Annotated in this window: 21 protein-coding genes; 7 read left to right on the top strand and 14 right to left on the bottom strand. The window is 45.3% G+C overall.

The features are described from left to right. Position 1: 1 nt before the first annotated feature. Entirely contained in the window at positions 2 to 1,534 is a 1,533-nt protein-coding gene (rmuC, locus tag AACT19_RS06540; protein ID WP_004735561.1) for a DNA recombination protein RmuC, read from the bottom strand. Positions 1,535 to 1,672: 138 nt separating this feature from the next. Between rmuC and AACT19_RS06535 the strand changes: the two genes are divergently transcribed. Beyond that, entirely contained in the window at positions 1,673 to 2,566 is an 894-nt protein-coding gene (locus AACT19_RS06535; protein WP_004735560.1) for a DMT family transporter, read from the top strand. A gap of 184 nt (positions 2,567 to 2,750) precedes the next feature. Here AACT19_RS06535 and AACT19_RS06530 read toward each other — a convergent pair whose 3' ends face one another. From AACT19_RS06530 to ftnA, 3 genes are all read right to left on the bottom strand, one after another. After that, positions 2,751 to 3,944, bottom strand: coding sequence for an NAD(P)/FAD-dependent oxidoreductase (locus tag AACT19_RS06530; RefSeq protein WP_076645780.1), 1,194 nt, complete (start codon positions 3,942 to 3,944; stop codon positions 2,751 to 2,753). Between the two features lie 250 nt (positions 3,945 to 4,194). After that, complete coding sequence (gene uspB, locus AACT19_RS06525; RefSeq protein WP_004735557.1) at positions 4,195 to 4,518, bottom strand: universal stress protein UspB; 324 nt, start codon at positions 4,516 to 4,518, stop codon at positions 4,195 to 4,197. Positions 4,519 to 4,586: 68 nt separating this feature from the next. Next, positions 4,587 to 5,114 carry a non-heme ferritin gene (gene ftnA / locus AACT19_RS06520; RefSeq protein ID WP_004735556.1) on the bottom strand — a complete coding sequence of 176 codons (528 nt, stop codon included), beginning with the start codon at positions 5,112 to 5,114 and terminating at the stop codon, positions 4,587 to 4,589. Between the two features lie 189 nt (positions 5,115 to 5,303). Between ftnA and uspA the strand changes: the two genes are divergently transcribed. Further along, a complete protein-coding gene (uspA, locus tag AACT19_RS06515) occupies positions 5,304 to 5,738 on the top strand; it encodes a universal stress protein UspA (protein ID WP_004735555.1) in 435 nt (144 codons plus the stop codon). Between the two features lie 52 nt (positions 5,739 to 5,790). Next, the gene (locus AACT19_RS06510; protein WP_004735554.1) at positions 5,791 to 6,669 is read left to right on the top strand and encodes a carboxylate/amino acid/amine transporter; all 879 of its coding nucleotides are present in this window, start codon (positions 5,791 to 5,793) and stop codon (positions 6,667 to 6,669) included. A 147-nt stretch (positions 6,670 to 6,816) separates the two neighbouring features. On the opposite strand, the gene AACT19_RS06505 is transcribed toward AACT19_RS06510, so the two are convergent. From AACT19_RS06505 to AACT19_RS06495, 3 genes are all read right to left on the bottom strand, one after another. Beyond that, complete coding sequence (locus tag AACT19_RS06505; RefSeq protein WP_076645778.1) at positions 6,817 to 7,392, bottom strand: hypothetical protein; 576 nt, start codon at positions 7,390 to 7,392, stop codon at positions 6,817 to 6,819. A gap of 141 nt (positions 7,393 to 7,533) precedes the next feature. Further along, positions 7,534 to 8,313, bottom strand: coding sequence for a class I SAM-dependent methyltransferase (locus tag AACT19_RS06500; protein WP_004735552.1), 780 nt, complete (start codon positions 8,311 to 8,313; stop codon positions 7,534 to 7,536). Between the two features lie 172 nt (positions 8,314 to 8,485). Further along, the gene (locus AACT19_RS06495; RefSeq protein WP_076645776.1) at positions 8,486 to 11,608 is read right to left on the bottom strand and encodes an EAL domain-containing protein; all 3,123 of its coding nucleotides are present in this window, start codon (positions 11,606 to 11,608) and stop codon (positions 8,486 to 8,488) included. Between the two features lie 126 nt (positions 11,609 to 11,734). On the opposite strand from AACT19_RS06495, the gene asnC reads away from it, so the two are divergent. Then, positions 11,735 to 12,199, top strand: a complete 465-nt coding sequence (gene asnC, locus AACT19_RS06490) for a transcriptional regulator AsnC (RefSeq protein WP_009848066.1) — start codon at positions 11,735 to 11,737, stop codon at positions 12,197 to 12,199. 96 nt (positions 12,200 to 12,295) lie between these two features. Here the strand turns inward: asnC and prlC are convergent, their stop codons facing one another. Then, the gene (gene prlC / locus AACT19_RS06485; RefSeq protein WP_017081711.1) at positions 12,296 to 14,338 is read right to left on the bottom strand and encodes an oligopeptidase A; all 2,043 of its coding nucleotides are present in this window, start codon (positions 14,336 to 14,338) and stop codon (positions 12,296 to 12,298) included. A 279-nt stretch (positions 14,339 to 14,617) separates the two neighbouring features. On the opposite strand from prlC, the gene AACT19_RS06480 reads away from it, so the two are divergent. From AACT19_RS06480 to AACT19_RS06470, 3 genes are all read left to right on the top strand, one after another. Next, positions 14,618 to 15,472 carry a 23S rRNA (adenine(2030)-N(6))-methyltransferase RlmJ gene (locus AACT19_RS06480; RefSeq protein WP_029222664.1) on the top strand — a complete coding sequence of 285 codons (855 nt, stop codon included), beginning with the start codon at positions 14,618 to 14,620 and terminating at the stop codon, positions 15,470 to 15,472. Positions 15,473 to 15,660: 188 nt separating this feature from the next. Further along, positions 15,661 to 17,016, top strand: coding sequence for a glutathione-disulfide reductase (gorA, locus tag AACT19_RS06475; protein ID WP_004735546.1), 1,356 nt, complete (start codon positions 15,661 to 15,663; stop codon positions 17,014 to 17,016). A gap of 132 nt (positions 17,017 to 17,148) precedes the next feature. Further along, a complete protein-coding gene (locus AACT19_RS06470) occupies positions 17,149 to 17,400 on the top strand; it encodes a DUF6482 family protein (RefSeq protein WP_065682885.1) in 252 nt (83 codons plus the stop codon). 93 nt (positions 17,401 to 17,493) lie between these two features. Here AACT19_RS06470 and AACT19_RS06465 read toward each other — a convergent pair whose 3' ends face one another. From AACT19_RS06465 to AACT19_RS06440, 6 genes are all read right to left on the bottom strand, one after another. Continuing rightward, positions 17,494 to 18,735: an NADH:ubiquinone reductase (Na(+)-transporting) subunit B gene (locus AACT19_RS06465; protein ID WP_076645774.1), complete on the bottom strand. Its 1,242-nt coding sequence runs from the start codon at positions 18,733 to 18,735 to the stop codon at positions 17,494 to 17,496. A 198-nt stretch (positions 18,736 to 18,933) separates the two neighbouring features. After that, positions 18,934 to 19,890, bottom strand: a complete 957-nt coding sequence (locus AACT19_RS06460) for an SPOR domain-containing protein (protein ID WP_076645772.1) — start codon at positions 19,888 to 19,890, stop codon at positions 18,934 to 18,936. A 187-nt stretch (positions 19,891 to 20,077) separates the two neighbouring features. Beyond that, positions 20,078 to 21,016: an ABC transporter permease gene (locus AACT19_RS06455; protein WP_017089048.1), complete on the bottom strand. Its 939-nt coding sequence runs from the start codon at positions 21,014 to 21,016 to the stop codon at positions 20,078 to 20,080. Between the two features lie 2 nt (positions 21,017 to 21,018). Continuing rightward, complete coding sequence (locus AACT19_RS06450) at positions 21,019 to 21,996, bottom strand: ABC transporter permease (protein ID WP_004735540.1); 978 nt, start codon at positions 21,994 to 21,996, stop codon at positions 21,019 to 21,021. A gap of 180 nt (positions 21,997 to 22,176) precedes the next feature. Then, on the bottom strand, positions 22,177 to 23,730 hold the full coding sequence (locus AACT19_RS06445; RefSeq protein WP_004735538.1) for an ABC transporter substrate-binding protein: 1,554 nt from the start codon (positions 23,728 to 23,730) through the stop codon (positions 22,177 to 22,179). A gap of 94 nt (positions 23,731 to 23,824) precedes the next feature. Next, positions 23,825 to 25,552: a dipeptide ABC transporter ATP-binding protein gene (locus AACT19_RS06440; protein ID WP_004735537.1), complete on the bottom strand. Its 1,728-nt coding sequence runs from the start codon at positions 25,550 to 25,552 to the stop codon at positions 23,825 to 23,827. Positions 25,553 to 26,416: the final 864 nt, after the last annotated feature.

Raw genomic sequence — 26,416 nt, 5'->3', positions numbered from 1 at the left:
ATTAGTTTACTTTATCCTCAGTAGGTTGTCTTTCTACTAAAGAGACATTTTCTGAAAAAGCCTCATTTTGCGCCATTTCAGCCAAGCCTACCGAAATCGGTTTCTTCACCTCAACACCCAATTGCTTGAAGCTTTCCGCCTGACGGATCACATTGCCACGCCCAGTCACCAACTTATTCATCGCTCCTTGGTAGCTTTGGTTGGCTCTATCTAATGAACTGCCGAGACCTTCCATATCATCAACGAACAGGCGTAATTTGTCGTAAAGCTTGCTCGCACGTTCCGCGATAACTTGCGCGTTCTGGTTCTGTCTGTCATTACGCCACAAGTTATCAATGGTACGCAGTGCCACCAACAGAGTGGTAGGGCTGACCAAGATAATGTTTTGCTCCATCGCATCTTTAACTAAGCTAGGGTCGGCTTGAATCGCCACCTGAAACGCAGGTTCTACCGGAATAAACATCAACACATAATCCAAGCTCTGTATGCCTTTGAGTTGATGATAATCCTTCTGGCTCAAGCCTTTAATGTGCGCGCGCAATGAAGCCAAGTGATCACGTAATGCAGCATCACGTTGTTGATCAGTTTCAGCATTGAAGTAACGCTCAAACGCCACCAAAGCCATTTTTGAATCCACCACCACTTGCTTGTCTTGTGGCAGATGCACAATCACATCTGGCTGGTAACGCTTGCCCGCATCGTTTTGCAGGTTCACTTGAGTTTGGTATTCATGACCTTCGCGCAGCCCTGATTCTGCCAGCACCCGTGCCAGTACCACTTCGCCCCAGTTACCCTGCTGTTTATTATCGCCCTTTAGTGCTTGGGTCAGATTAACCGCTTCACGTGTCATGCTCTCATTAAGACGTTGCAGGTTTTTAAGCTCATGAACTAAGGTATGACGCTCTTTGGCTTCTTGACTAAAGCTGTCGTTCACTTGTTTCTTGAAGCCTTCTAGTTGCTCTTTCAGCGGCGACAACAAACCCTCTAAGCTTTGCTTGTTTTGTTGATCGACCTTAGCGGTTTTACTCTCAAACAGTTGATTCGCTAACAGTTCAAACTGCTGCTTAAGTCGAGATTCTGCTTGTTCTAGCAGTTGCAGCTTTTCACTGTTGGCGAGGTTTTCTTGGTCATGTCTTGCCTCTTGCTCGCGAAGCTCAGCCTCTAACTCAGACTTATGCTCCTTAAGAACATTGATATCATCGGCATACTGTTGGCGCTCTTGCTTGACCGCCTCAAAGTAGCGAAGCTTTTCCATCGCGGCCATCACCTTGCCATGGGCTTGCTTGAGCTCGAATGCCGCTTTGTCTCGGTCATCATCCAACTCATTAAGCTCTTGTTGCGCCTCTGCGAGCGAGGATTTGAGCTGGGATTGTTGAGACTCATGCAGCAAACGGTCGGACTCTAGCTGCTGTTCAAGAAGTCGCTGTTGAAAAGAGAACTTCTGTTTGATCCACCAACCCACCACACCGCCGCTGACGAGCGCGCCAGAAATAGCAGCAATAAGCGGTGCTTGATGTTCGATAATCCATTGCATGATAATGATTTAGCCTAATTGGAAGTAACTCATTAAATGGTATTTTGATACTGGATAAATGTCCAGTTTGCCGTATTAAATTTCGACAGATAGACTAGGCGCTCCGTATTCTGTCCCATCAAATTAGAATGAGTTGCTATGAACGAACGTCGTGCCTTGGGCTTTGGCCTTTCCGCGGTATTACTGTGGTCAACAGTTGCTACTGCTTTTAAGCTGACCCTTGCTGAGTTTTCGCCGATTCAAATGCTGACCATTGCCAGCATAGTGTCATCAATGGCACTGATCGCCATCTGCGCCTTTCAAGGCAAGCTTTCTCAGCTGAGTACTACGTTTCTTTCAAACCCTTGGTATTACCTACTGCTCGGCTTGGTCAATCCACTGGCCTACTACCTGATTCTATTCAAAGCATACGACCTATTGCCTGCATCTCAAGCGCAGGCCATCAACTACAGTTGGGCAATCACGCTAACCTTGATGGCGGCGGTTTTTCTCGGACAAAAGATTCGTAAGCAAGATTGGATTGCTTGTACCTTCAGTTATGCCGGTGTGGTGGTCATTGCCACCAAAGGCGATGTGCTAGGAATGCAGTTCGATAGTCCACTCGGTGTGGCTCTGGCGCTACTTTCAACCTTGCTTTGGGCGGGATACTGGATTCTAAACACCAAAAACAAGGCTGACCCTGTGATTGGCGTATTGCTTGGTTTCTTAGTGGCATTGCCCTTCGCGATCGGTTTAACCCTTTACGAAGGCGAGAGCTTTAGTCAAATCACAGCGAAAGGCTGGATGGCGGTGACTTATGTTGGCCTGTTTGAGATGGGCATTACCTTTGTCTTGTGGTTATCAGCACTGAAGCTGACCAACAACACAGCGCGTATCAGCAATCTGATTTTTGCCTCGCCGTTTATCTCGTTGATGCTACTTTCGACCATCATTGGTGAAGAGATTCACCCAGCGACCCTGTTTGGCTTGGTACTGATCATTGCCGGCTTGGTGATTCAACAGGTCAAGTTTTCAAAAAACAAACCTGCGTGACTGAGTAAATGAGTAAATGAGTAAATGAGTAAATGAGTAAATGAGCCAAAAGACTCGATTGAGCACGAAAAGCTATCGATAAATTCGAATCTAGAGCTAGATTACCGCTTATAGATACAAAAATGGCGAGTCATATGACTCGCCATTTTTATGTAATTTAAAATCTAATGGATAAGCTCAAAGCTTAAACCCACTGGCCTGCTGCAAAGCCAGAGCTCCAACACCATTGGAAGTTATAGCCACCAAGCCAACCTGTTACGTCCATGACTTCACCAATGAAGTACAAGCCTTTGATGTCCTTACATTCCATGGTTTTTGAAGATAGATGATTGGTGTCCACACCGCCTAGAGTCACTTCGGCCGTTCGGTAACCTTCCGTGCCGTTTGGCGCTATTTTCCAGTTCTCTAAATGCTCTACAATGTCATTCAGCTGTTTTTCATTGAACTGCTTGAGCGGCTTGTCTTCCAGCTCTTTGCGGTCAACCAACACTTCCACAAAACGCTTTGGTAGTGCTTTCGCCAAGGTGTTTTTCAGGCTCTGATTTGGGTGCTTCTCACGAGAGTTTTCAAGTAGCTCAGCAACGTCCACTTCTGGTACTAGATTAATCGAAACTGATTGACCCGCTTTCCAGAACGAAGAAATCTGCAATACCGAAGGGCCAGATAAGCCGCGGTGAGTAAACAGCAACGCTTCTTTGAATAAGGTGCCGTCTTGCGCGGTGATCTCGGCAGGAATCGCGATTCCTGAAAGCTCAGCAAAGGCTTCTTTGTCTTCTTTATGCAGAGTAAATGGCACCAAACCCGCTGTAGTCGGCATCACAGACAAACCAAACTGCTCGGCAATCTTATAGCCAAATGGCGTCGCGCCTAGTTTCGGCATCGATAAACCGCCCGTCGCCACGACAAGTGAGTCACACTCAACTTCGTCGGTATTAAGGTGCATCTTAAAGCCAGCGTCTGTTTTTTCGATGGAGTGAACATCACAACGGCAGCGCTGTTCAACTTTCGCCTGCTTACACTCTTCAAGCAACATGCTCACGATGTCTTTTGCAGTGTGGTCATTCACACAGAACAATTGGCCGTGGTCTCGCTCTTCGAACTCAATACCGTACTTGCTCACCATCGAGATAAAATCCCAGTTGGTGTATTGAGATAAAGCTGACTTCACGAAGTGAGGGTTATTACATAGGAAGTTGTTGGCTGAAACATCATAGTTAGTGAAGTTACAACGGCCGCCACCTGAGATTAAGATTTTTCTGCCTGGTTTCTTTGCATGATCAACCACCAGCACTCGTCGGCCACGTTTACCCGCTTCCGCAGCACACATTAAGCCCGCGGCGCCCGCACCAATTACGATTACATCAAACTTTTCACTCATTGGGGTTCTGCTTTCTTCACTTTTGCACCTCGAGTACGCCCTGTTCTCGAAATGCCATCAATAAAAAAGGATGTGCATAAACAGCACATCCTTACTAATTGCTCGCTATTCTAGCGGCAATTTTAAACTTTGCAATTGATGTTCAATTGTACAGTTTGCAGACAGCAGCAAAACCACTACTTGACTTAGCGAACCAACAACCGAAGCTTTACACCAAAACCTAAACTCTACTTCACACGTACTAAATAACTTAGACGATGAAAGAAGAAAGCAACGTTACACCCAGCAGAGCGGAAGAAAGTATAAACAACTGTCTTACGCGATCACACTTCGACATAAACACTTCGTCGTGGTGATGGTGATACTCTTTGCTTTTGATGTAACTAAACAAGCGAACCTGTTTGGTCATATTGCCATGAGTTGTGAAGAATCCACCTCCATCTACTTGTTGATAAAGTAGAGGATGTGCTTCTCGCATTATATAAATGAGTGTTCTTAGCGCAGTAAAATATCGCGCCCAGTTCACGCAAGTCACAACCATTAGTGCAAATAGAATAGTGTCGCCGCTGATCATCCTTTCCTCCCTACATCTTCATAAGAAAACTCAAAAGAAAAAGATAATCAGTGTCTTTCCCGTACTACCTAAACGGCAGGAGCTTCCATAATTGAAGATGAACCATCTTTTGCCAATTGCGCTAAGTCTTTATCAATAAAGAACAGTGCTTTACCGTCTTCACCAACAAGCTCTAGCTTATCCAATACACCTTTAAACAACTTCTCTTCTTCGTGTTGCTCTGCAACGTACCATTGCAGGAAGTTAAAGGTTGAGTAATCTTGTGTGCTGAAAGCAACGTGAGCCAGTTTGTTGATCTTTTGAGTAATCATCTGCTCATGTTCATAAGTTTCACGGAACACTGCACCAAGGCTATCAAATTCATGTTTAGGCGCTTCAATTGCACCTAGAATTGGCATTGCACCTGTTTCACTTACGTAAGTGAAAAGACGCTGCATATGTTCCATTTCTTCTACTGCATGAACACGCAGAAACTCTGCTGCACCTTCAAATCCTTTGTCTTCACACCAAGCACTCATTTGTAAGTATAGATTGGATGAGAAAAATTCTAGGTTAATTTGATCATTCAGTTGCTCAACCATAGTTTTTGACAGCATTTAAGACTCCTAATTACATCCTCAATTTTCTCTACTATATCACTATTTAATGAATATCTCGCAGGCCATTAGTTAACCAATATTTCGAGCTGTCATTACGCAAGACAGTGGATATGAGATCACTTCAGCAAAAAAAGCCATCGCATAGTGCTAATCTTAAATCAGACAATGAATAAAGGAGGTAGCGATATGAGTTACAAACATATTTTGGTCGCGGTCGATTTATCAGAAGACAGCAAATTAATTGTGGATAAAGCGGTAGCATTGGCTAAGCCATTGGAAGCCAAAGTCTCTTTTATCCATATCGATATTAACTACGCAGAGCTGTATACCGGCCTAATTGATATCAACATGGCAGAAACCCAACATAACGCGATGGAAGCATCTCGAGTTCAGCTGCAAAATTTTGCTGAGCATGCTCAATACCCAATCACCCATACCTTAGTGGGCAGTGGCGATTTGAGTCATGAGCTGTGTGACACCATCAACGAGTTCAATGTTGATTTGGTGGTTTGTGGTCACCATCAAGATTTCTGGAGCAAGCTACTTTCTTCAACACGACAACTGATCAACGCCTCTCCGGTGGATATGCTGGTCGTGCCTCTAAGAGATTCAGAAGACTAATGAATTAAGGTTAGGTAACATACAGCTCATATCTTATTAACGAAGTTTTACTATGAGCTATTTAGCTGGTGTTACCCTCCTATGGGCCTTCTCCTTTAGCCTGATCGGCGTTTACCTTGCTGGTCAGGTTGATGCTTGGTTCTCTGTACTGATGCGTGTTGCCCTTGCAGGTATCGTGTTTCTTCCTTTCCTTAAGTTCCGTGGCGTCTCGCGTAAGCTGATCGCTAAATTGATGGCCATTGGTGGCATCCAGCTTGGCTTAATGTACTGCTTCTACTATCAGTCTTTCTTACTGTTATCCGTTCCTGAAGTCCTTTTGTTTACCGTTTTTACCCCAATTTACGTCACGCTTATTTATGACTTCCTCAAAGGGCAATTCTCTCCGTGGTACTTAGTGACTGCGGCAATTGCGGTATTGGGCGCGGTATTCATTAAATTTGCGGGCATCAATGAGAACTTTTTAGTTGGCTTCCTCGTCGTGCAAGGCGCGAACCTGTGCTTTGCTATCGGTCAGGTGAGTTACAAGGTGGTGATGGAGAAGGAATCGACTGAATTACCTCAGCGAACCGTATTTGGTTACTTCTACTTGGGGGCGTTATGCGTCGCTTCCGTTGCTTTCATGCTACTGGGCAACCCAGAGAAGCTGCCAACCACCACTCTTCAATGGGGAATCCTTATCTACCTTGGCTTGATTGCGTCGGGGCTGGGTTACTTTATGTGGAATAAAGGCGCGTGCATGGTCAATGCTGGCGCACTGGCTGTGATGAACAATGTCTTAGTTCCAGCTGGCCTTGTGGTGAACATCCTGATTTGGAACAGAGATGTCGATTTGGTTCGCTTGTCTATTGGTGGTGCCGTTATCTTGTTCTCTTTGTTCGTCAATGAGACGTGGGTGAAGAAGCGTGTTGCGAGAGATGCTAGCAATGCCTAGCGCGTTAAGCTAACAAGCTGTATTTAACTAATAAGCTTTGTTTGACTAGCAAGATTCTTATTTAAAATAATACCCAGAAAGCAAAAGAGCGACCGTAGGTCGCTCTTTTTAAATCATCTGTGTAGCAATAAGCTCTTCGAATTAACTTCAGTGGATGTGATTGTGGCTCACCACCTGAGTCTTGCTTTCAGTGAAGGCAACGTCATCAAGTTGTAGGTTGATGCGTTCAAGATCACTTTCCAGTTTTTGGCTTTTCTTGAACAGCTTTTGCTGTTTCTTAATCATCTTCGCTAGCTTTTTGTTGTACTTCTCTTGTTTCTTCGCCGCTTTCTTCGCTTGTTTGAGTTCAGCTTTCTCATCGCCGCTCGCCTTCGCCATCAATTTTTTCAGCTTGGCTTTTTTCAACGCGACTTTATCCGCTTTTTCTACGATAGCAGGATCAAAGATTTGTACCGTTGGCTCAACGCTGTCCATTACCTCAATAAGAGAAACTTCTGGAGTTGGCAATGTTTCAGCAAGTAGACCACACGCGACTTTTTCTTCAGCGGGTCTATTCTGACAATCAATCGGTGGGATGGCTGTTGGTTTGCATAGATTCGCTTGATCCGACGATGAGCGCGCACAAGAGCGGCACACGAACTTTGGTTCAGTGACCAAGCTGTGGATTTCTCCCAAGTGTTCGGTGATATCTCGACGGTTTAACTTACAAAAGCGTTTAGCCATGCTACAACTCCAGCTAAGAATAATAATGATTCTTAGTTAGATATACATCCGTAACGCGACTATCGCAAGTGTTAAATAGTGATTTATCGTATTTATGACGGGAAACTTTCTTAGCGCGTCTCTAAGTTATTGATGTCTTAACTAGGTCATTGATGCTTTCACATACACATCAAAACGGTTCTTTTTGGTTTCGATCGCCATGCTCGGTTTTTGCTCATCTAACCATGCTGCGTAATCCGGTCTTTTGACCACAACTCGCTTGGATGCGAGCTTAAGGGCTGGTTGCAATAGAGCATCTGCATCCATATCGGCACCCACCAATGATTGGAATACACGCATCTCTTTCTTAACCAACGCCGATTTCTTCTTGTTCTCAGGATGCGGGTACATTGGGTCTAGGTACACCACATCAGGCTGTTCGAAATTTGGATCGTTGCTGAGTTTATCTAGCGCATCGTGACTTGAAGCGTGAATCAACTTCATACGTTCAGTTACCCAACCACCAATGTCAGGGTCTTGTTGAGCTCGCTGCAAGCCATCATCAAGCAGTGCTGCCACAACAGGGTGACGCTCGACCATCTGTACTTTACAGCCCAACGAAGCCAGCACAAACGCATCACGTCCTAGACCAGCGGTACCATCGAGGATAGTTGGGGTTGCACCTTTGTTTAAACCTGCCGCTTTAGCAATCGCCTGACCTTTACCACCACCGAACTTGCGTCTGTGACCAACTGCCCCTCCGACTAAATCAACAAAGATAGCGCCAAGCTTCGGTTCATCGACTTTACGTAACTCAAGTCGCTCGCTAGTCAATACCAAAGCGAAATCGCTGTTTTCATCATGAGATAAATTCCAACGGGTCGCTAAGTCATTTAAATGATCGATTTGGGTAGCATCTTCGCAAATCAGTTGTAGTTGCAAGGTCGTCTCCAACAGACAGTAGTATTCAAAACAAAAGAGGCAACCAGTTTACCTGATTGCCTCAACAATACATATTAGCGGTGCAAACTATTAGTAGATCTGAAAGCTATTAGCACTACAAACGATTAGCACTGCTAGTGCTAAAGAATACTCATCGTGCAGCTTGGTTCAATTAATCCAAGAACTCTAACGTTCGCTCTTTTTGTAACTCTTCAACGAGCTCAGCAAGTGGTTTAGGTCGGCCTATGATGTAACCCTGTGCGTAGTTCACACCAAGTTCGATCAGCTTGTCGATTATCTGGGTATTTTCAACAAACTCAGCCACTGTGTGTTTACCCATCTGCTTAGCTAAATCATTGATCGAGCGAACCATCACATGGTCCATCTCGTTGACAGCAATATCACGCACAAACAAGCCATCGATCTTCACGATGTCGACCGGCAGTTTCTTTAAGTAACCAAACGACGATAATCCAGAGCCAAAGTCATCCAGTGCAATCATACAACCAAGCTCTTTGATTCGAGTAAAGAACTTGATCGCCTGCTTCATGTTACTCATCGCAGCCGTTTCGGTGATCTCTAAACAGATTTTATGGCACGGTATCGACGAGTCTCTCAAGCTCTCAATCAAGAATTCGACAAATTCTCGATTACCCATAGAGTGACCAGACAAATTGATAGAGCACATTCCAAGTTCATCTATCACCTTTGGTCGATGTTCCAACCAAGCGAGCGTTTGGCTCACGACTCGGCGGTCAATCAAGTGCGCTATGTTATAGCGCTCTGAGGCTGGCATGAAAATCCCCGGGGAGATGTATTCACCTTGGATATTCTTGATACGAACCAAGATTTCGAAGTGCATTTTCTCGCTGTTTTTATCTAGGCCAAGAATGCGCTGAGCAAACAACTCTAAGCGATCATTAGCTAAAGCCTCATGCACTAGATTGACGCATTCCATCTCTAGGTGACGACGACGTAGGTCTTCATCATCTTGATGGTAAAGGTTGTAACGGTTACGCCCTTCCTCTTTAGCAGCATGGCAAGCAGCATCAGCCTGAGCGTGTACCATCTGTGGTGAGGCCGCAGTATGGTCAATCAATCGGATACCAATGGAGCTGGTAAGATTAAGGCGAATATCACCCCACAAGAATGGGTTCTCACTCATCGTCGAGATAATACTGCGACACACATTCACCGCATCTCGCTCAGTACAGTCTTTCATTAATACTGCAAATTCGTCACCACCCATTCGCGCTAACACGGCATTGTATGGCAGAACCTCTTCCAGCAGCTTGGCACTAAACATGATTGCGGCATCTCCCGCTTCATGCCCCGCTGTATCGTTCAAGACCTTGAGTTGGTCTAAATCCAAGAACAGCATAGCGTGAGTTCGCATGTGGCTCTCAACCTCTTTGAGCGCCTTTTGCAGCTCTTGCTCAAAGTGGTTACGGTTAAACGTGTCCGTCAGCAAGTCATAACGAGCTTGATATTCTAGCTTTTCCGACAACTCACGAGTTTCGGTAATGTCTTCTCCAACAATCAACAGCTGATCAGACTCAACCAGCGGGCGAATATTTTCACGAATCCAGATGGTGCTGCCATTAGCATGGCGATATTCAATATCACGACGCCACACGCCTCGAATCTTATGTTGTGGTTGCAATAAAATATGACGCGGGATCATTGAGTTTTCATCGACATAGAACTCTCTAGGACGATGACCTAGTAGCTGGTCTAGCGGGTAGCCTAGTAACTGCTCAGCAAACTGGTTCACTTGTTGAATGCGATTATTGCCATCGAGCGTAATCATCATCACGGGTTGTTTGTCGTAATACAGCTTGAGATTCGCTTCACGCTGGAACAACTTATTCTCCGCGAGCTTACCCGAGGTAACATCACGAGCTTCAAATAAGAACTGAACATCATCCTCTTCACTACCCGGCATAGGCTTTAAAGAGATATCCAACACCATCGCACCACGATCACGACACCACACCTCAGCTTCAAATCGCAAAATCTGGTGTTCATCGCTCGAGATAAAGTATTCCTTCAGTTCTTGCCTTGCTGAGTCTTCCCAGTGTTGATGGCTTTGAAGAGGTGTTCCCAATTTATAGCCTTGGTTGTAAAGCAGCTCATGCAGTTTGCTGTTACTCGACTGCAATACACCGCCCTTATCAATGATCCCCATGAACTGCAGGCTTTGGTCGAATATCGACTCCAATAACAGTTGGCTTTGTCGGCTGGTACGCTCACTTTTCTTAAGGCGATTGAGGTAATACACCAAGGTTGCGATGACACACGACATCACCAAAAACAGCAAACCTATGGTGCGAATTTCATCTCGGTAGCGAACTAAAAATGACTTAGGTTTGTTGAGAAAAGTCACCGCCGCTTCATTCTCTGCACCCAAATCCCATCGTGATATTTGTTGGTAATCGAGTTTAATTTCTGGCGCGCCAGCAACCACTTGGGGCAGCGGTTTATCCGGATTAGCGAGCACATTCAGTAGCACTCGCCCAGTGTCTCGTCCTTGCGTTTCTCCACTGTGAATCACGCCACCAATCGCACCAAACCCAAGTCCTAAATCATGCACGATATACAATGGCATCTGAGTTTTTTTGTTGAGCTGACGCCAGTCTTCTTTGCTGCTGACACGGCCATTGATGTCGCGGTAGTAGGCCCAGAACAACAAGCTTTTGGTTAGATCAGCGCGTTGCGCGAACGTCATCAGTTCTTGATAAGAATCAGGCGTATATTGCTCCACCAACCCAGAAAACTCAGGACGTTTTTGTAGGAAGAGATCCACTTGAGCGCGAATAGCTTCACCCGTTACCGAGTGATCGGTAACCACGTAAACTTTTTTAACCGTCGATTGAAGTCGATTGATCAGCTCAATATTGCTCGCCATATCAATATCTTCAGTGATACCGGTTGCGTGCAAGCCTTCAATCATTTGCGGAGAGAAATTGTTGATGCCACCAAAAATAACGGGCGTGCCATTGAGTTCGGGCGCTAAGCGTTTCATCAGATTGAGGGCGTTATTATCACTGACGACTACAGCGGCAAACTCTTCATGCGACAGCTTGGTGCGGTATAGCTGATAAATTCGCTCTAAGTATTCAGCGTTTTGAGTTCGCTTGGTATCGAGATAAACAACCCGGTAAGACAACCCATCTCGATCGAGTTCTTCAGCCAGCCCTTTATGGAAATCATCCGTCCAAAAAAAGCCTTGATGATAAGAGTGAATAACCAACACATCTTTTGCCTGAGCTGAAGCAAAAACACTCCAACACATCACAATAAAAAATAACGAAAATCGCACTGAATTCACCCTAACCCTATAGTTACTGCTAATATTATCACCCTTGGCTATGATGTGTACTCAAGCCGGTATGTTTTTCATTCAATCTAAGGATTATGCATGTCCACAACTACAGCTCGTCTAGATGATCTAGACCGTGCCATTCTCAAAACTTTGATGGAAGATGCACGTACTCCTTATGCTGAAATGGCAAAGAAGTTCGATGTCAGCCCTGCGACGATTCACGTTCGCATCGAAAAGATGAGATCAGCAGACATTATTGAGCGAACAGAAGTTGTGGTAAACACCAAAAAGCTAGGTTACGACGTGTGCTGCTTTATTGGTATTAACCTTAACGCAGCCCGCGACTACCACTCGGCCATTGCGAAGCTAAATGCTTTAGACGAAGTGGTCGAGGCGTACTACACCACCGGTGCTTACAATATTTTTGTAAAGCTGATGTGTAAATCGATCGAAGAATTGCAGTTCGTGCTGATTGATAAATTGCAGGCGATCGACGAGGTTCAATCGACTGAGACTCTTATCTCGCTGCAAAACCCAATCAATCGCAACGTGAATCCATAATCTATACACGCATTAGATTATGTTTAGGTGACCCAAAAAGAAAAGGCTGAACGCAATGTTCAGCCTTTAATCTATCTAGCTTATGTCGTCTAGAATCTAAGCTTGAATACCAGCATGACGTAGCATCGCGTCGATTTGTGGCTCACGACCACGGAAGCGTTTGAACAGCTCCATCGGCTCTTCACTGCCACCCATTTCAAGGATGTTGTTCAGGAAGCGATTACCCGTTTCAGTATTGAAGATACCTTCTTCTTCAAATGCAGAGAACGCATCTGCAGACAATACTTCTGCCCACAGGTAGCTGTAATAGCCTGCACTGTAGCCACCAGCAAAGATGTGACCAAAGCTGTGCGAGAAGCGGTTCCAATCAAGGCTTGGCAATACCGATACCTTAGACTTCACGTCGGCTAGTGTTTCTAGTACGCGAGCACCGACTTCTGGATCGTATTCTGTGTGCAGCGTGAAATCGAACAGGCCAAGCTCTAGCTGACGCAGAATAAACATCGCTGACTGGAAGTTCTTCGCCGCTAGCATCTTCTCTAGCATCTCTTTCGGTAACGCTTCACCGGTTTCGAAATGACCAGAGATGAACGACAACGCCTCCTCTTCCCAACACCAGTTTTCGAGGAACTGACTTGGCAACTCAACCGCGTCCCAAGGCACGCCATTGATACCAGAAACCGCACCCGCATCAACTTGCGTTAACATATGGTGGATACCGTGGCCGAATTCGTGGAATAAGGTAACCACTTCATCGTGCGTAAATAGCGCAGGCTTATCACCGACTGGCTTATTGAAGTTACACGTTAGGTAAGCCACTGGCGTTTGTAACTCGCCAGATTGAGTAATGCGACGACCGCGACAGTCATCCATCCAAGCGCCGCCACGTTTGTGTTCACGTGCGTATAGATCTAGGTAGAAGCTACCGCGCAATGTGCCTGTCGCATCAAAGATGTCAAAGAAGCGCACTGAATCATGCCATGTATCCACACCTTCACGCTCAGTCACCGACATACCAAACACACGGTTTAGTACTTCGAACAAACCAGACACTGCGTTCGACTCAGGGAAGTATGGACGAAGCTCTTCATCAGAGATCTCGAACAGGTTCTGTTTTTGTTTCTCGCTGTAGTAAGCGATATCCCACAGGTTTAGCTCAGAGACGCCAAACTCTTTCTCAGCAAACTGACGTAGCTCTTCTACTTCGCGCTCACCTTGCGGTTTGGCTTTTACTGCTAGGTCGTTAAGGAAACCAAGTACTTGGTCTGGCGTTTCTGCCATCTTAGTCGACAGAGATTTTTCGCTGTAAGTGCTAAAGCCAAGCATGCGTGCGATCTCGTGACGCAGCTTAAGTTGTTCAGTGATGATCTCAGTGTTGTCCCACTTGCCAGCATTTGGACCACGGTCAGAAGCACGCGTTACGTAAGCTTCGTAAAGCTCTTTGCGTAGATCTTGGTTATCACAGTAGGTCATCACAGGCAGGTATGATGGGATATCCAGAGTCAGTAGGTAACCTTCTTGCTCTTTAGCTTCTGCCGCGGCTTGTGCTGCCGCCAGTGCTGATTCAGGCATACCGGCCAGTTCAGCGACGTCTGTGATCTGCTTGCTCCAACCCATGGTTGCATCAAGCACGTTATTTGAGAATTGAGAACCTAGCTCAGACTGGCGCTTGCTGATCTCACCGTAGCGATGCTGTTCGTCCGCAGGTAAGCCAATGCCTGACAATTCAAAGTCACGCAGTGCGTCAGTGATGGTTTTTTGTTGAGCTTGGTTTAATGCCGAGAATGCTTCGCTCGCCTTGATCGCTTTATACGCTTCGAACAAACCTTTGTGTTGACCGACCCACGTGCCGTACTCAGAAAGTACAGGCAGGCAGCTCTCATAAGCGTCACGCAGTTCGTCGCTGTTCATCACAGAATTCATATGGCTTACAGGTGACCAAATACGGCCTAAACGATCATCCACTTCATCAATTGGAGCAACGAGGTTGTCCCAGCTTGGTGAAGTATTACCTTCAAGTACTTGTTCTATCTTGTTGCGACACTCTTCAATCACTTGCTCAACCGCTGGCTTAACGTGCTCAGGTTTGATCTGTGAAAACGGAGGTAAGTCCGTGAAGGTTAATAGCGGATTAGACATATAAACATTCCTTTGGCTTTAGAGACTTTCGTCTTTTTTGTAATGAGGTCGTCTTACAGTCATCAGGCTCAGGGTCGCCCTAAAAAATCACCTGCGAATAGTTATTAGATAGTGCCCAACAAGGCAAATTTCAATAGTAGAACCAATAACTAACTGCATATTGCTAGCGACTGTTCCTGAATTGTTCGAGAATTTATGGTCCATTGGGGGTTATAATAGTCAAACTAACCCCACCTACACTAACCACACTCTAATTCGAGAGTGTTACGAGAGTTTAATTTGTTAAGTTATCGCCACAGCTTCCACGCGGGCAACCATGCCGACGTAGTAAAGCATATCGTACAGAGCCTTATTCTTAATTCTTTGAAACAGAAGGATAAGCCTTTTGTTTATCATGACACTCACTCTGGTGTAGGTCGTTACGACTTAACGCATGAATGGTCTGAAAAAACGGGCGAATACAAACAAGGTATTGCACGTCTATGGTCTGCAAGTGAAGCGGGGCAACAAGATCTTCCTGAAGACATTCAAAGCTACCTTGAGTCTATCTCTGCACTCAACAATGGCGAAAAACTGCGTTTCTACCCGGGCTCACCACGTGTTGCACGCGCGCACCTGCGTGACCAAGACCGCATGGTATTAACCGAACTTCACCCTGCAGACCACCCTCTGCTTGAGCAAGAGTTCCACCGCGATCGTCAGGTGTCTATCTACAAAGAAGATGGCTTCCAACGCCTAAAAGGCAGCCTGCCACCTAAAGAACGTCGTGGTTTGGTGCTTATCGACCCGCCTTATGAGCTGGCAAAAGAGTATCGAGATGTTGTGACTGCGATTGCTCAGAGCCATAAACGCTGGGCAACTGGTATCTACGCAATTTGGTACCCAGTGGTAAATCGCTGTGATATCGAAGATATGATCGAAGGACTTGAAGGCTTAGGCATCAACAAAATTCTACAAATCGAACTTGGCGTATCACCAGACACCAACGAGCGTGGTATGACCGCATCAGGCATGATTGTTATCAACCCACCTTGGAAGCTAGAAAGCCAAATGAACGAAATTCTTCCATTCTTGAAGGAAGCAATTGCGCCGGCAACCGGTCACTTCAAAGTAGAGTGGATCGTACCCGAGTAATCTCGAACTTAACGTCATCGTCTGACGAATACTCAGCAGACTGTGACGTACACGAATAAATTTTAAACAGGGAGATTGAGTTCAACCGATCTGCCCTCAATATAATAATTAGACAATTTAAGAATCTATAGGACGTAGGTGTTCAGTGCGCTCACTGTACCCACAACCTTCAATAAATGGAGAAAGTAATGGCGACTCATTTTGATTACATCTGTATCGGCGGCGGTTCAGGCGGCATCGCATCAGCTAACCGCGCAGCAATGCACGGTGCAAAAGTTGCACTTATCGAAGCTCAAGACCTTGGTGGTACTTGTGTAAACGTTGGTTGTGTTCCTAAAAAGGTTATGTGGCACGGTGCTCAAGTTGCTGAAGCAATCAACCTATATTCAAAAGACTACGGCTTCGACGTTGACGTAAAAGGCTTCAACTGGGGCAAACTGGTTGAAAACCGTCAAGCGTACATTGGTCGTATCCACCAATCTTACGATCGCGTTCTTGGTAACAACAAAATAAACGTAATCAAAGGCTTTGCTAAGTTTGTTGACGAAAAGACCGTTGAAGTTAACGGTGAACACTACACCGCTGATCACATCCTGATCGCAGTAGGTGGTCGTCCAACCATTCCAAACATCCCTGGCGCAGAGCACGGTATCGACTCAAACGGTTTCTTCGACCTGATGGAGCAACCTAAGCGTGTTGCTGTAATCGGCGCAGGCTACATCGCAGTAGAAATCGCAGGCGTACTAAGTGCACTTGGCACAGAAACACACCTGTTCTGTCGTAAAGAGTCACCACTTCGCAGCTTCGACCCAATGATTGTTGAAACACTGGTTGAAGTAATGGAAGCGGAAGGTCCAACACTTCATACACACTCTGTACCTAAAGAAGTGGTCAAAGAAGCAGACGGCACACTGACTCTGCACCTAGAGAACGGCAACACTCAAAACGTTGACCACCTAATCTGGGCTATCGGTCGCCACCCAGCCACTGACGCTATCAACCTAGCATCAACTGGCGTTGCAACCAACGACCGTGGCTACATCAAAGTAGACGAGTTCCAAGCAACCAACGTTCCTGGCATCTACTGTGTTGGCGACATCATGGAAGGCGGTATCGAGCTAACACCTGTTGCTGTTAAAGCCGGTCGTCAGCTTTCTGAGCGTCTATTCAACGGTCAAACAAACGCAAAAATGGACTACACGCTCGTTCCTACTGTTGTATTCAGCCACCCACCTATCGGCACTATTGGTCTAACGACTCAAGAAGCTGAAGAGCAATACGGCAAAGACAACATCAAGGTATACACGTCTGGTTTTACTGCAATGTACACCGCAGTCACTCAACACCGTCAACCTTGTAAGATGAAGCTAGTATGTGCAGGCGAAGAAGAGACAGTCGTCGGCCTACACGGCATCGGTTTCACTGTTGATGAAATGATTCAAGGCTTCGGCGTTGCAATGAAGATGGGCGCAACCAAAGCAGACTTCGACTCTGTTGTGGCTATCCACCCAACGGGCAGCGAAGAATTCGTAACGATGAGATAGTCAACGCCATTTGTTGATAACTCTTAAAAAGCAGGCCTTGTGCCTGCTTTTTTTATGCCTACTCTTGAACCTTACTCCCCAACTCCACGTAACACAGATACTGACCTATCTAGAACAGCAATGGAGTTTGTGATGAATCTACTAATTGAATCATTTGAAGGCGGGATCTACTTGGCTTACCAAATCATTGACGAGCAAAAACAGTTAATCAAAGACGATCACCAGCACCCAATGAAGTTTTTGAGTGTTAACCAAGCACGCGACCACTTTAGCGACCAAGGCGTGGCGTCGGCAATGCTGGTTCACAACAGTGCCTACGACGAAATGTGTGGTGAGCATTGTGGCCACACCCAACCGTTCGAGATTGATTTGAAGTGGAGTTAAATCAACTTCAAATCAATCTCGATAAAAATTGAAAGGCTTACATCAATGTAAGCCTTTCTTACTGGGAGTAACTTTCCCTCTTATTCACTTAAATCAACGCAATGTCCGCTTCTGTCTGCGTTTGATGTTTTGCTCTTTCACAATAAAATCGAACAGTGGGGCGAAGAGGTTGGCGAACAAGATAGCCAGCATGATGCCCTCTGGATAAGCAGGGTTGAGCACGCGAATACCAACCGTCATCACACCGATAAGAATCCCGTAAGCCCATTTACTCTGATTGGTAAAAGCGGCAGAAACTGGGTCGGTCGCCATAAAGAAAGTACCAAAGGCAACGCCACCCAACACAAAGTGCCAGTAGAACGGCATAGAAAACATCGAGTTGGTTTCAGATCCGATCCAATTCATCAAACTAGAGGTCGCCACAAGGCCAATAATCACACCCGCAACAATGCGCCAAGAGGCTATCTTCATGGCAATCAGAATCAGACCCGTCAACATGATAAGCAGTGACGACACCTCACCCATCGAGCCCGGTATATTACCGATAAACGCATCCATCCAGGTGATCGACTCGCCAGTCATATTATTGATAAGCGAAGTACTGCCACCCTCATACCATTGACTCAGTGGTGTCGCGCCTGAATAGCCGTCAGCGGCAACCCACACAAGCCCACCCGACATGTTGGCTGGATAAGCGAAGTAGAGAAACGCGCGGCCTGCTAGTGCAGGGTTAAGGAAGTTTCGTCCTGTACCACCGAACAGCTCTTTGGCGACAACGATACCAAAAGTGATACCTAATGCGGCTTGCCAGAGCGGAATGGTTGGCGGGAGGATGAGTGCAAACAGCACCGAGCTAACAAAGAAGCCTTCATTAACTTCGTGCTTGCGAACGACTGCAAACAAGACCTCCCAGAAGCCACCCACAACAAACACTGTGGCATAAACAGGTAGAAAATAGAGTGCACCAAGCAACATCTGACTTGCCCAGCCACTTGCTATCAATGACTGCGCATCACCAAATGCCCATGACAAGCGCCAGCTGCTTTCAATAACAGAGGTAAGTTCGTTAAGTTGATAACTGGACGTTAATGCGAGGAAGCTTTGGTTTCCGACGTTATACATCCCCCAAAACATCGCGGGAAAGGTCGCTAGCCACACCAGAATCATGATTCGTTTGAGATCGATACTGTCTCTAACATGGGTCTGGCCTCGGTTTACGTTGCCGGGCGTATAAAATATGGTGGCGAACGCTTCATACACAGGGTAAAGCTTTTCGTACTTCCCTCCAGCTTCGAAGCGTGGAGCCACGTCTTCTAATCGTTTTTTTAAACTCATAATCTCAATCACCTTATTGCTTGAGTTATGGTTTTCTACGCATCAACTGCTCTATTTGAACAATTTATAGCGATTTTTAGTCAAATTCGTATGAAGAAAGGGTGTCCAAAAGTCGAACCGATGTTGAAAAAGGAAGGTGTATAAACAACAAAGCCCCAGCAATGGCTGAGGCTTGTTTAGTCTTACAACGGGTCTTCGTTATTTCACGCACATCACATTAAGCAATGAAGAACCTTTCAATTGGTTTACGTTTCCGTTGGTAAACAGGCCTTTCTTATCTGCGCCCCAATAAGGTAGATGCATTGGCCAGTTCTGTTTTTCCATAACTTTTGAGCTCAAGATGCTCTGCCATTGCTTTTCAGTCATCAGTTTCATGCTGACCTGATTACACACCAACTCAGCGCTATCGAAATCTAGGCGGCTCCAAGGCTTGCCTTGTTCCATATAGAACTGTTGTTGATGGTCTAGAAGGTAAGGAATCGCATATTGGCTACCCGCAACATTGGCTGTCACACGGATTTCGATTTCCAAATCGTTGTCTGAATTCGCGTTACCGCTTGGTAGCGTCTGAATAGCTGCAGCACTCGTTACCGCTGCCGCTTGCTTCGCAGCCACAGGTTTCGGAGCAGGTTTTGGTTTTACAGGAGCCTTAGGCTTTACAGCTTTTGACTCTGCCGGTTTTGCAACGATAGGCTGTGATGAGGTTTTCGACTTATCGACCATGCGAATAAAGGCTTCACCATAACCGGGGACCTTGCGCACCTGAGCTAGGTCTTTTCTCGCATCCGAGAAGGTAGAATAAGGTCCGATTAAGCAACGATAGTCTCCGCCTTCAGGCTTCATCCAAACGTTGGTCGAGATCTTCTCATATAGGGGCTTTGCTCGGTTCAGTGACAAAGGCTTATTCAGCAGGCCACATTGAACCCAAAACAGCTCGTTATCTGAATGACGTTTAGGCGCCTTACTTCCCCAAACACCCTTGCCTATCGGACATGATTGCTCTAGCTGTGGTAATTGGTTAGTGCTTGCCTGAGTTGCATCACATAGAACCGACTCTGCACTCACTTGGCTCGAGACCAAAAGGGATGCAGCGATAAGCCCCATACGATAATTTCTCATCACAGCACGACATACAGCATTCATTGTCAATTTCATAACCACCACTTAAACCCTTACGGGCTAATTATTACCGAATATATGTCGATAAAACATGAATTCCATTTTAAGTATTATTGACACTATCAATGATACTAAGTTCCAGATCCATTAAGCAAAAAAAGAGCCGTAATTGCTTACGGCTCTTAATTTAGTGACTTTTTTATCTAAAAATCAATCAGAGCTATCACCCTTTATAAATTTTAGGGTTAAACACGTCACGTAACCAGTCGCCTAATAGGTTAATAACTAGAACCAATGTTATCAAAAGCACACCTGGGAATGCTGTGATCCACCATGCTCCTGAGAAAATGTAGTTAAAACCTGTACTGATCAGAGCACCCAGTGATGGTTGGTCTACCGGAAGGCCTAAACCTAGGAAAGAAAGTGCCGCTTCTGACATGATGGCATTTGCCACCTGCACCGTAGAGATAACCAAAATTGGAGATAAACAGTTAGGCAGAATATGACGGAACATGATGCGAGGCGCTCTAAAGCCCATCACACGTGCCGCTTCTACGTATTCTTTCTTCTTCTCTGCCAATACCGATGCGCGAATTGTACGAGCATACTGCGGCCATTCAGCAATACCGATGATCACCACCAGCATAACAACGGCATATTGCGCGTAGAAGTCACTGCCGAAGCTAGCCTTAAAGATGGCCGAGACAATGATCGCAACCATCATGGTTGAGAACGAAAGCTGAACATCAGCGAAACGCATCAAGAAACTATCAATACGGCCACCGAAATAACCCGCAGACAAGCCAATGATGATACCAAGCGTCAGTTGTAGGCCTACCGCTAAAAAACCAATGGTCAGTGATAAGCGCGAACCGTAAAGCATAGTCGATAAAATATCACGGCCTTGCTCATCCGTTCCGAGCAAGAAACGTTCTTCGCCATCTTCCATCCAAGATGGTGGCAGCTCTGAATCCATGATATCAATCGATGTCACGTCGTACGGGTCTGTTGGCGCTAGAATAGGTGCTGCTAATGCCATCACTAAAAAGATTGAGAAAATGGCGAAACTCACCATTGCCACTTTGTCGCGTAAGAAGTAATACACAATATCTGATTGCTTAAAACGTTCCCAGCGAGACGGCACTGTCGATGTCTGTTCCATGATTATGCTCCTTTCCCTGTGATGTTAACGGTTGGGTTGATAACACCGTAAAGCAAATCAACAATCGTGTTAGTCACTACGAAAATAAGACCAACAAAAATAACGTATGCGGTAATCAGTGGTGTATCTACACGGTTGATCGCTTCTAAAAATAAGAAACCTGTACCGGGCCACTGGAAAACCGTTTCAGTAAGAATGGTGTATGCCACCATAGTACCAATCTGAACACCACCAACAGTAAGAACCGGTAGCATGGTGTTTTTCAATGCGTGTTGGTAATAGATTTTGTTTAGCGCTAGGCCTTTCGCTTTACCAAACTTAATGTATTCAGAACTTAGAACTTCTAGCATTTCAGAACGAACTAGACGAATAAACAGAGGTAGCATGATAGATGCCAGAGCAATACTCGGCAGTACCAAGTGTGCAAGGCCATCGAGCGTTAAGAAGCCAGACTCCCAACCAAACCAGTTTGCCGTATCACCACGACCAAATGACGGTAGCCAACCTAGCTCAATAGAGAACACATACATCAGCATGATTGCAGTTAAGAAAACAGGTACCGAGATGCCGATACTACTGCCCGCCATGACCAATTTAGTGAAGAAACTTTTTGGGTGTATCGCAGAATAAACGCCTAATGGAATCGACAGACAAACAATAATCAGAGAAGCACCGAACACAAGTTCAAGCGTCGCGACCAATTTGTCTAAAATTACGTCCACTGCAGGGCGTTTAAAGAAATATGAAGTACCAAGATCACCTTGTAGGGCTGCGCCTATAAAGCGAGTATATTTTGTAACGAAGGGATCATTTAAGCCGAGTTCATCGCGTAGCGCTTGACGCTCCGCCTCTGAAACAGATTGACCGACTAACTCACGTAACGGGTCGCCCAGGTTATCCTGAATGGCAAACGCCACCAAACTGATCACAAACATCACTATCAGTGCCTGAAACAGGCGCTTGACCAGAAACGTAACCATTCCTTGCCCCTTATCTATCCATGACTGTCTAACCGAAATCCGCGACTAGACAACAAAAAATTCAGTCTTAAAAAAGGTATTTAGCCAGACTGAAGGAAGACCAAATACCGAAACTTAAATCTATATCTTAATAATATTGAGAGCCTGAAAGCTTCAGGCTCTCGATTCTAGCAAGCTAGATTATTTTACAACTAGGTCGCCGAAGTAAGGCATAACCATTGGGTTTACTACGTCTGCTGCACCTACGTTAGATTTCGCGCCCCACGCTTCACTTTGCCAGTGTAGGGGTACGAATACCGCATCGTTGTAAAGTGTTGCTTCAACGCCTTTCAGCATCTTAGAACGCTTAACAGGGTCAGTTTCAGTGTTAGAAGCTTCTACAATCGCATCCATTTCTGGGTTTGAGTAACCAGAACAGTTGTATTGACCACGGCCCGTCTCTTCGTTACGAGTCATTGTTAGGAACTCGTTGAAGTTAGCTGAATCTTCTGTATCTGAGTGCCAGCCGATCATCATCATGTCTGCTGAACATAGGTCAAACTCAGGCCAGTACTGTGCTTTAGGCATCGTCTTAAGATCAACTTTGATACCAATCTTAGACAGCATTGCCGCAGACGCTTGCGCTACTTTCGCATCGTTCACGTAACGGTTGTTAGGCGCTGCCATAGTTAGTGTAAAGCCATCTTCGTAGCCCGCTTCTTTCATCAGCTCTTTCGCTTTTTTCAGGTCGTAACGAGGAACTAGATCTTCGTTGTGACCCGCGTAGCCTGTTGGGCTTTGCTGACCAGCAGCTGTCGCGAAACCTTTCATGATTTTCTTAACAATACCTTCATTGTTAATCGCATGAACGATTGCTTGACGAACGCGCACATCTTTCAGTGCTTCGTTGCTGTTTTGGTTCATTTGGAACGTAATGATACGAGTACCAGGTAGCGTTACTAGATCGATGTTCTTAGCGTTTTTAACACGCTTGTGATCGTTTGGTGCTACAGGGTGAATCATATCCACGTCACCAGAAAGAAGTGCAGCTACACGCGTTGCATCTTCTTTGATTGGCACAAGTGTTAGCTTGTCTACGTTGCCTTCAGTTTCTGTGTCCCAGTAATCGTTGAAACGTTCGAACGTTACTTTAACGCCTTGCTCACGTTGAGTTACGATGAATGGGCCAGTACCTGAAACGTTAGTCGAAGCGAACGAGTTACCGTGCTTAACTAGCTCAGATTTATCATTACCTTCCGCTGTCTGACCAGAGTAGAACTTGCTGTCCATTGGGAAGATGTAAGTTGCTGTTTGTAGTACTAGTGGGTAAGCCGCTTTTGATATTAGCTCAACTGTGTAGTCATCCACTTTTACCATTTTTTCGTATGGCGTGAAGATAGACTTAAAGTCTGGAGAAGCTTGTAGACGTTCAAAAGTCCACACAACATCATCAGCAGTCAGTTCGTTACCAGAGTGGAATTTCACACCTTTACGTAGATTAAAACGGAAAGTCGTATCATCAACACGCTCCCAGCTAGATGCTAGGCGGCCTTCAAAATCCATCTCTTGAGTGAAACGTACTAGAGGGTCAAACACCATGTGAGACATTTGCAGTGTGCCACCAGACAGCTGCTCGTGCGGGTCAAGTGATACTGGGTCAGCTGCGTAGCCAACGGTAATATCTGCTGCTGCTGCACTAAAGCTTAGGCCAGCTGCCATTAAAGCTACTGCTAATTTGCTTTTCATGGTTTTCATTGCATAACTCCTTCATGCGGGAATCCAGATCCCTAGTTGTTGTATTTGCGTCTGTTTATTATTTTTAGCAAGCCAAACTCCAGCCTGCTGATTTTTATATCGCGGCTTTTGCCACTGCTTTTTCTTCTCTTAAACCCGTAAATTCAGGCATTAAAGAAATTAGGTGTTTGCTGTATTCATGCTGAGGCGATTGGAACAGCTGCTCTGTTGGCGCTACTTCCAATAGTTCTCCCATTTGCATCACACCAACACGATCACACATTTGACGAATAACCGGTAAATCGTGACTGATGAACAGCATGGTTAGGTTGAGCTCGTCTTGTAAGTCTTTTAATAGATTAAGAATCTGAGCCTGTACCGACACATCTAACGCCGACGTAGGTTCATCACAAATCAGAAGACGTGGGCGAGTTGCCAAGGCGCGAGCGATAGAAATACGCTGACGTTGGCCACCTGAGAATTCGTGTGGGTATTTAACTCCAGCCATCTTGCCTAAACCAACGTGCTCTAGCAGGTCGTGAACGATCTGACGAGTTTCATTCTCGTTGCGCGTAAGTTTATGGAATCGGATAGGTTCAGCAATGATGTCGAAGATCTTCATTCGAGGGTTCATTGATGTGTATGGGTTTTGGAACACCATCTGCATTTGGCGACGCATTGGGCGACGCTCTTTCTCAGACTTAAGCCCAGTAAGGTCAATACCTTCAAAGGTCACTTTGCCTGAGTTAGGTGCGTACAAGCCAGCAATCACACGAGCAATCGTTGATTTACCCGAACCAGATTCACCCACAAGACCAAAAGTTTCACCTTCGTGTACTTCAAAGCTCACATTGTTTGACGCCTGAACGTACTCACGACGACTCTCAAAGAAAGAATCCTTGGTAGTAAAGCGTAAGTTGACGTTTTCAACATTCAACAACGGGCCAGTGTAATCACGGTGATCTTGGCTTTGACCTAACCAGTGGTTTTTCACATCAAGTGGTTCCATCTCGTGCGCTTCTTCGATGTAGCTCACAAGAGGGAAACGATCGAGTTTACGATCTGAACGCGGAACCGCTGAGATAAGACTGTGCGTGTAAGGGTGTTCAGGAGTACCAAGGACTTTCGCCGTTGGGCCAAACTCAACTAAATCACCACGATACATAACCGCTACGCGATCGGTAACGTTAGATACGACACCCATGTCGTGCGTGACCAACATACAACCTACGTTCTTCTTAATACATAGGTCGCGAATTAAACCCAAAATCTGGTCTTGGATAGACACATCCAGTGCGGTTGTTGGTTCATCGGCAATGATTAAGTCAGGCTCACCGGCCAATGCGATCGCGATAACAACACGCTGACGCATACCGCCAGAGAATTGGTGTGGGTACTGCTTTAAACGGTTTTCTGGTTGCGGAATACCAACTTGGTTCATCAAATCTAATGAGCGTTGGTAAGCTTCTTGATCCGAAACCTTCATGTTGGCATGAATCGTTTCTTTTAACTGCTGCTCTACTGTGAATAGAGGGTTAAGAGAAGTCATTGGGTCTTGGAAGATAAAACCAATCTTTGAGCCGCGAACAGAACGCATCTGTTCAGGAGATAGGCCAGAGACTTTTTCGCCATCCAAAAATACCTCGCCGCTAGCAATGCGACCAGGAGGGCTCAGTAGATCGATCACAGCATTGCCTACTGTTGATTTACCGGCACCAGACTCCCCTACAACGCCAACAATCTCACCACGTTCAATGTTGAACGAAAGCGATTTTACTGCTGCGTGAACTCCATGACGAGATGGGTATTCGATACGAAGATTTTTTACTTCTAAAAGTGACATTACCAGACCTCTACTGCTTTGGCAGCTCTCTGCCCTGTCTGCAAAATTGAATCCATTCTTACCAGAATATTGTTCTGATATTTTATACGGTTGACAATTTGGCAAATAATTCACAGAAAAGCAACAAAAATAGGATAAAAAGTCGACATTAAACGCTTAACAAGCAAAAGCACCACATAACTATTCACCCAGAGAGCATATAGTAATAAAAATCAACATTCTATTGTCGATAATAAATACTCACAAATCCCTTACTACCACTTACTTGTAGAGTTAAAACTATGGTTAAAAGCAGATCTCACTACCAGTCACTAAAAACAAATAATTATTCCAAAAAACAATTAACACTATAGAAACAAATGCTATTTTTTGCAATTTAAGCAAACAAAACAACCAGATAGAAGCATATTAACCATATATATTACCCCTAACATCATTTCAACGAATACCAACCAGTGAAACGAAAGACTTACTAAAATGGAGACGATTTTGAGCGACTTGATGTAAAGAAAACTGTCAAATACAGGCCTTAGAGAACATATTTAGCGTCAAATTTCACTTTTCATAGAAATCTTTAGACCAAACCTATTAATTTGTCGAATGATTGGCGGTGAGTTTTATATAAAATTAGATATCGATCAGCTCATTTAATAAAGCCGACACCTTTAGAAAGGCGGGATAATCTAGAAAAAAGGTAAGAGTTCTCCTGATACAAAGGATGAATTTTACGAAGGCCACATCAAGCAAGACATTGAAATATTTAGGGTATCAGTATTCACAATCAAGAATAACTTCAACGACAGATGTCAAAAATCTCAACCTTTCGACTGAAGCCTCTATTGTGGTAATACCAATTCCATTAAA

Origin of the sequence: Vibrio sp. 10N.222.47.A9 (assembly GCF_963872585.1) — a bacterium.
GTDB lineage: Bacteria > Pseudomonadota > Gammaproteobacteria > Enterobacterales > Vibrionaceae > Vibrio > Vibrio splendidus.
This window is presented reverse-complemented; position numbering and strand designations above follow the sequence as displayed.

Bases quoted from the DNA above. Each gene is read 5' to 3' on its own strand.
- uspA (WP_004735555.1), top strand. From the start codon at position 5,304: ATGAGTTACAAACATATTTTGGTCGCGGTCGATTTATCAGAAGACAGC.
- AACT19_RS06510 (WP_004735554.1), top strand. From the start codon at position 5,791: ATGAGCTATTTAGCTGGTGTTACCCTCCTATGGGCCTTCTCCTTTAGC.
- AACT19_RS06440 (WP_004735537.1), bottom strand. From the start codon at position 25,552: ATGTCACTTTTAGAAGTAAAAAATCTTCGTATCGAATACCCATCTCGT.
- rmuC (WP_004735561.1), bottom strand. From the start codon at position 1,534: ATGCAATGGATTATCGAACATCAAGCACCGCTTATTGCTGCTATTTCT.
- AACT19_RS06505 (WP_076645778.1), bottom strand. From the start codon at position 7,392: ATGGCTAAACGCTTTTGTAAGTTAAACCGTCGAGATATCACCGAACAC.
- AACT19_RS06530 (WP_076645780.1), bottom strand. From the start codon at position 3,944: ATGAGTGAAAAGTTTGATGTAATCGTAATTGGTGCGGGCGCCGCGGGC.
- AACT19_RS06455 (WP_017089048.1), bottom strand. From the start codon at position 21,016: ATGGAACAGACATCGACAGTGCCGTCTCGCTGGGAACGTTTTAAGCAA.
- AACT19_RS06460 (WP_076645772.1), bottom strand. From the start codon at position 19,890: ATGAAATTGACAATGAATGCTGTATGTCGTGCTGTGATGAGAAATTAT.
- prlC (WP_017081711.1), bottom strand. From the start codon at position 14,338: ATGTCTAATCCGCTATTAACCTTCACGGACTTACCTCCGTTTTCACAG.
- uspB (WP_004735557.1), bottom strand. From the start codon at position 4,518: ATGATCAGCGGCGACACTATTCTATTTGCACTAATGGTTGTGACTTGC.
- AACT19_RS06445 (WP_004735538.1), bottom strand. From the start codon at position 23,730: ATGAAAACCATGAAAAGCAAATTAGCAGTAGCTTTAATGGCAGCTGGC.
- ftnA (WP_004735556.1), bottom strand. From the start codon at position 5,114: ATGCTGTCAAAAACTATGGTTGAGCAACTGAATGATCAAATTAACCTA.
- asnC (WP_009848066.1), top strand. From the start codon at position 11,735: ATGTCCACAACTACAGCTCGTCTAGATGATCTAGACCGTGCCATTCTC.
- AACT19_RS06470 (WP_065682885.1), top strand. From the start codon at position 17,149: ATGAATCTACTAATTGAATCATTTGAAGGCGGGATCTACTTGGCTTAC.
- AACT19_RS06450 (WP_004735540.1), bottom strand. From the start codon at position 21,996: ATGGTTACGTTTCTGGTCAAGCGCCTGTTTCAGGCACTGATAGTGATG.
- AACT19_RS06495 (WP_076645776.1), bottom strand. From the start codon at position 11,608: ATGTGTTGGAGTGTTTTTGCTTCAGCTCAGGCAAAAGATGTGTTGGTT.
- AACT19_RS06465 (WP_076645774.1), bottom strand. From the start codon at position 18,735: ATGAGTTTAAAAAAACGATTAGAAGACGTGGCTCCACGCTTCGAAGCT.
- gorA (WP_004735546.1), top strand. From the start codon at position 15,661: ATGGCGACTCATTTTGATTACATCTGTATCGGCGGCGGTTCAGGCGGC.
- AACT19_RS06535 (WP_004735560.1), top strand. From the start codon at position 1,673: ATGAACGAACGTCGTGCCTTGGGCTTTGGCCTTTCCGCGGTATTACTG.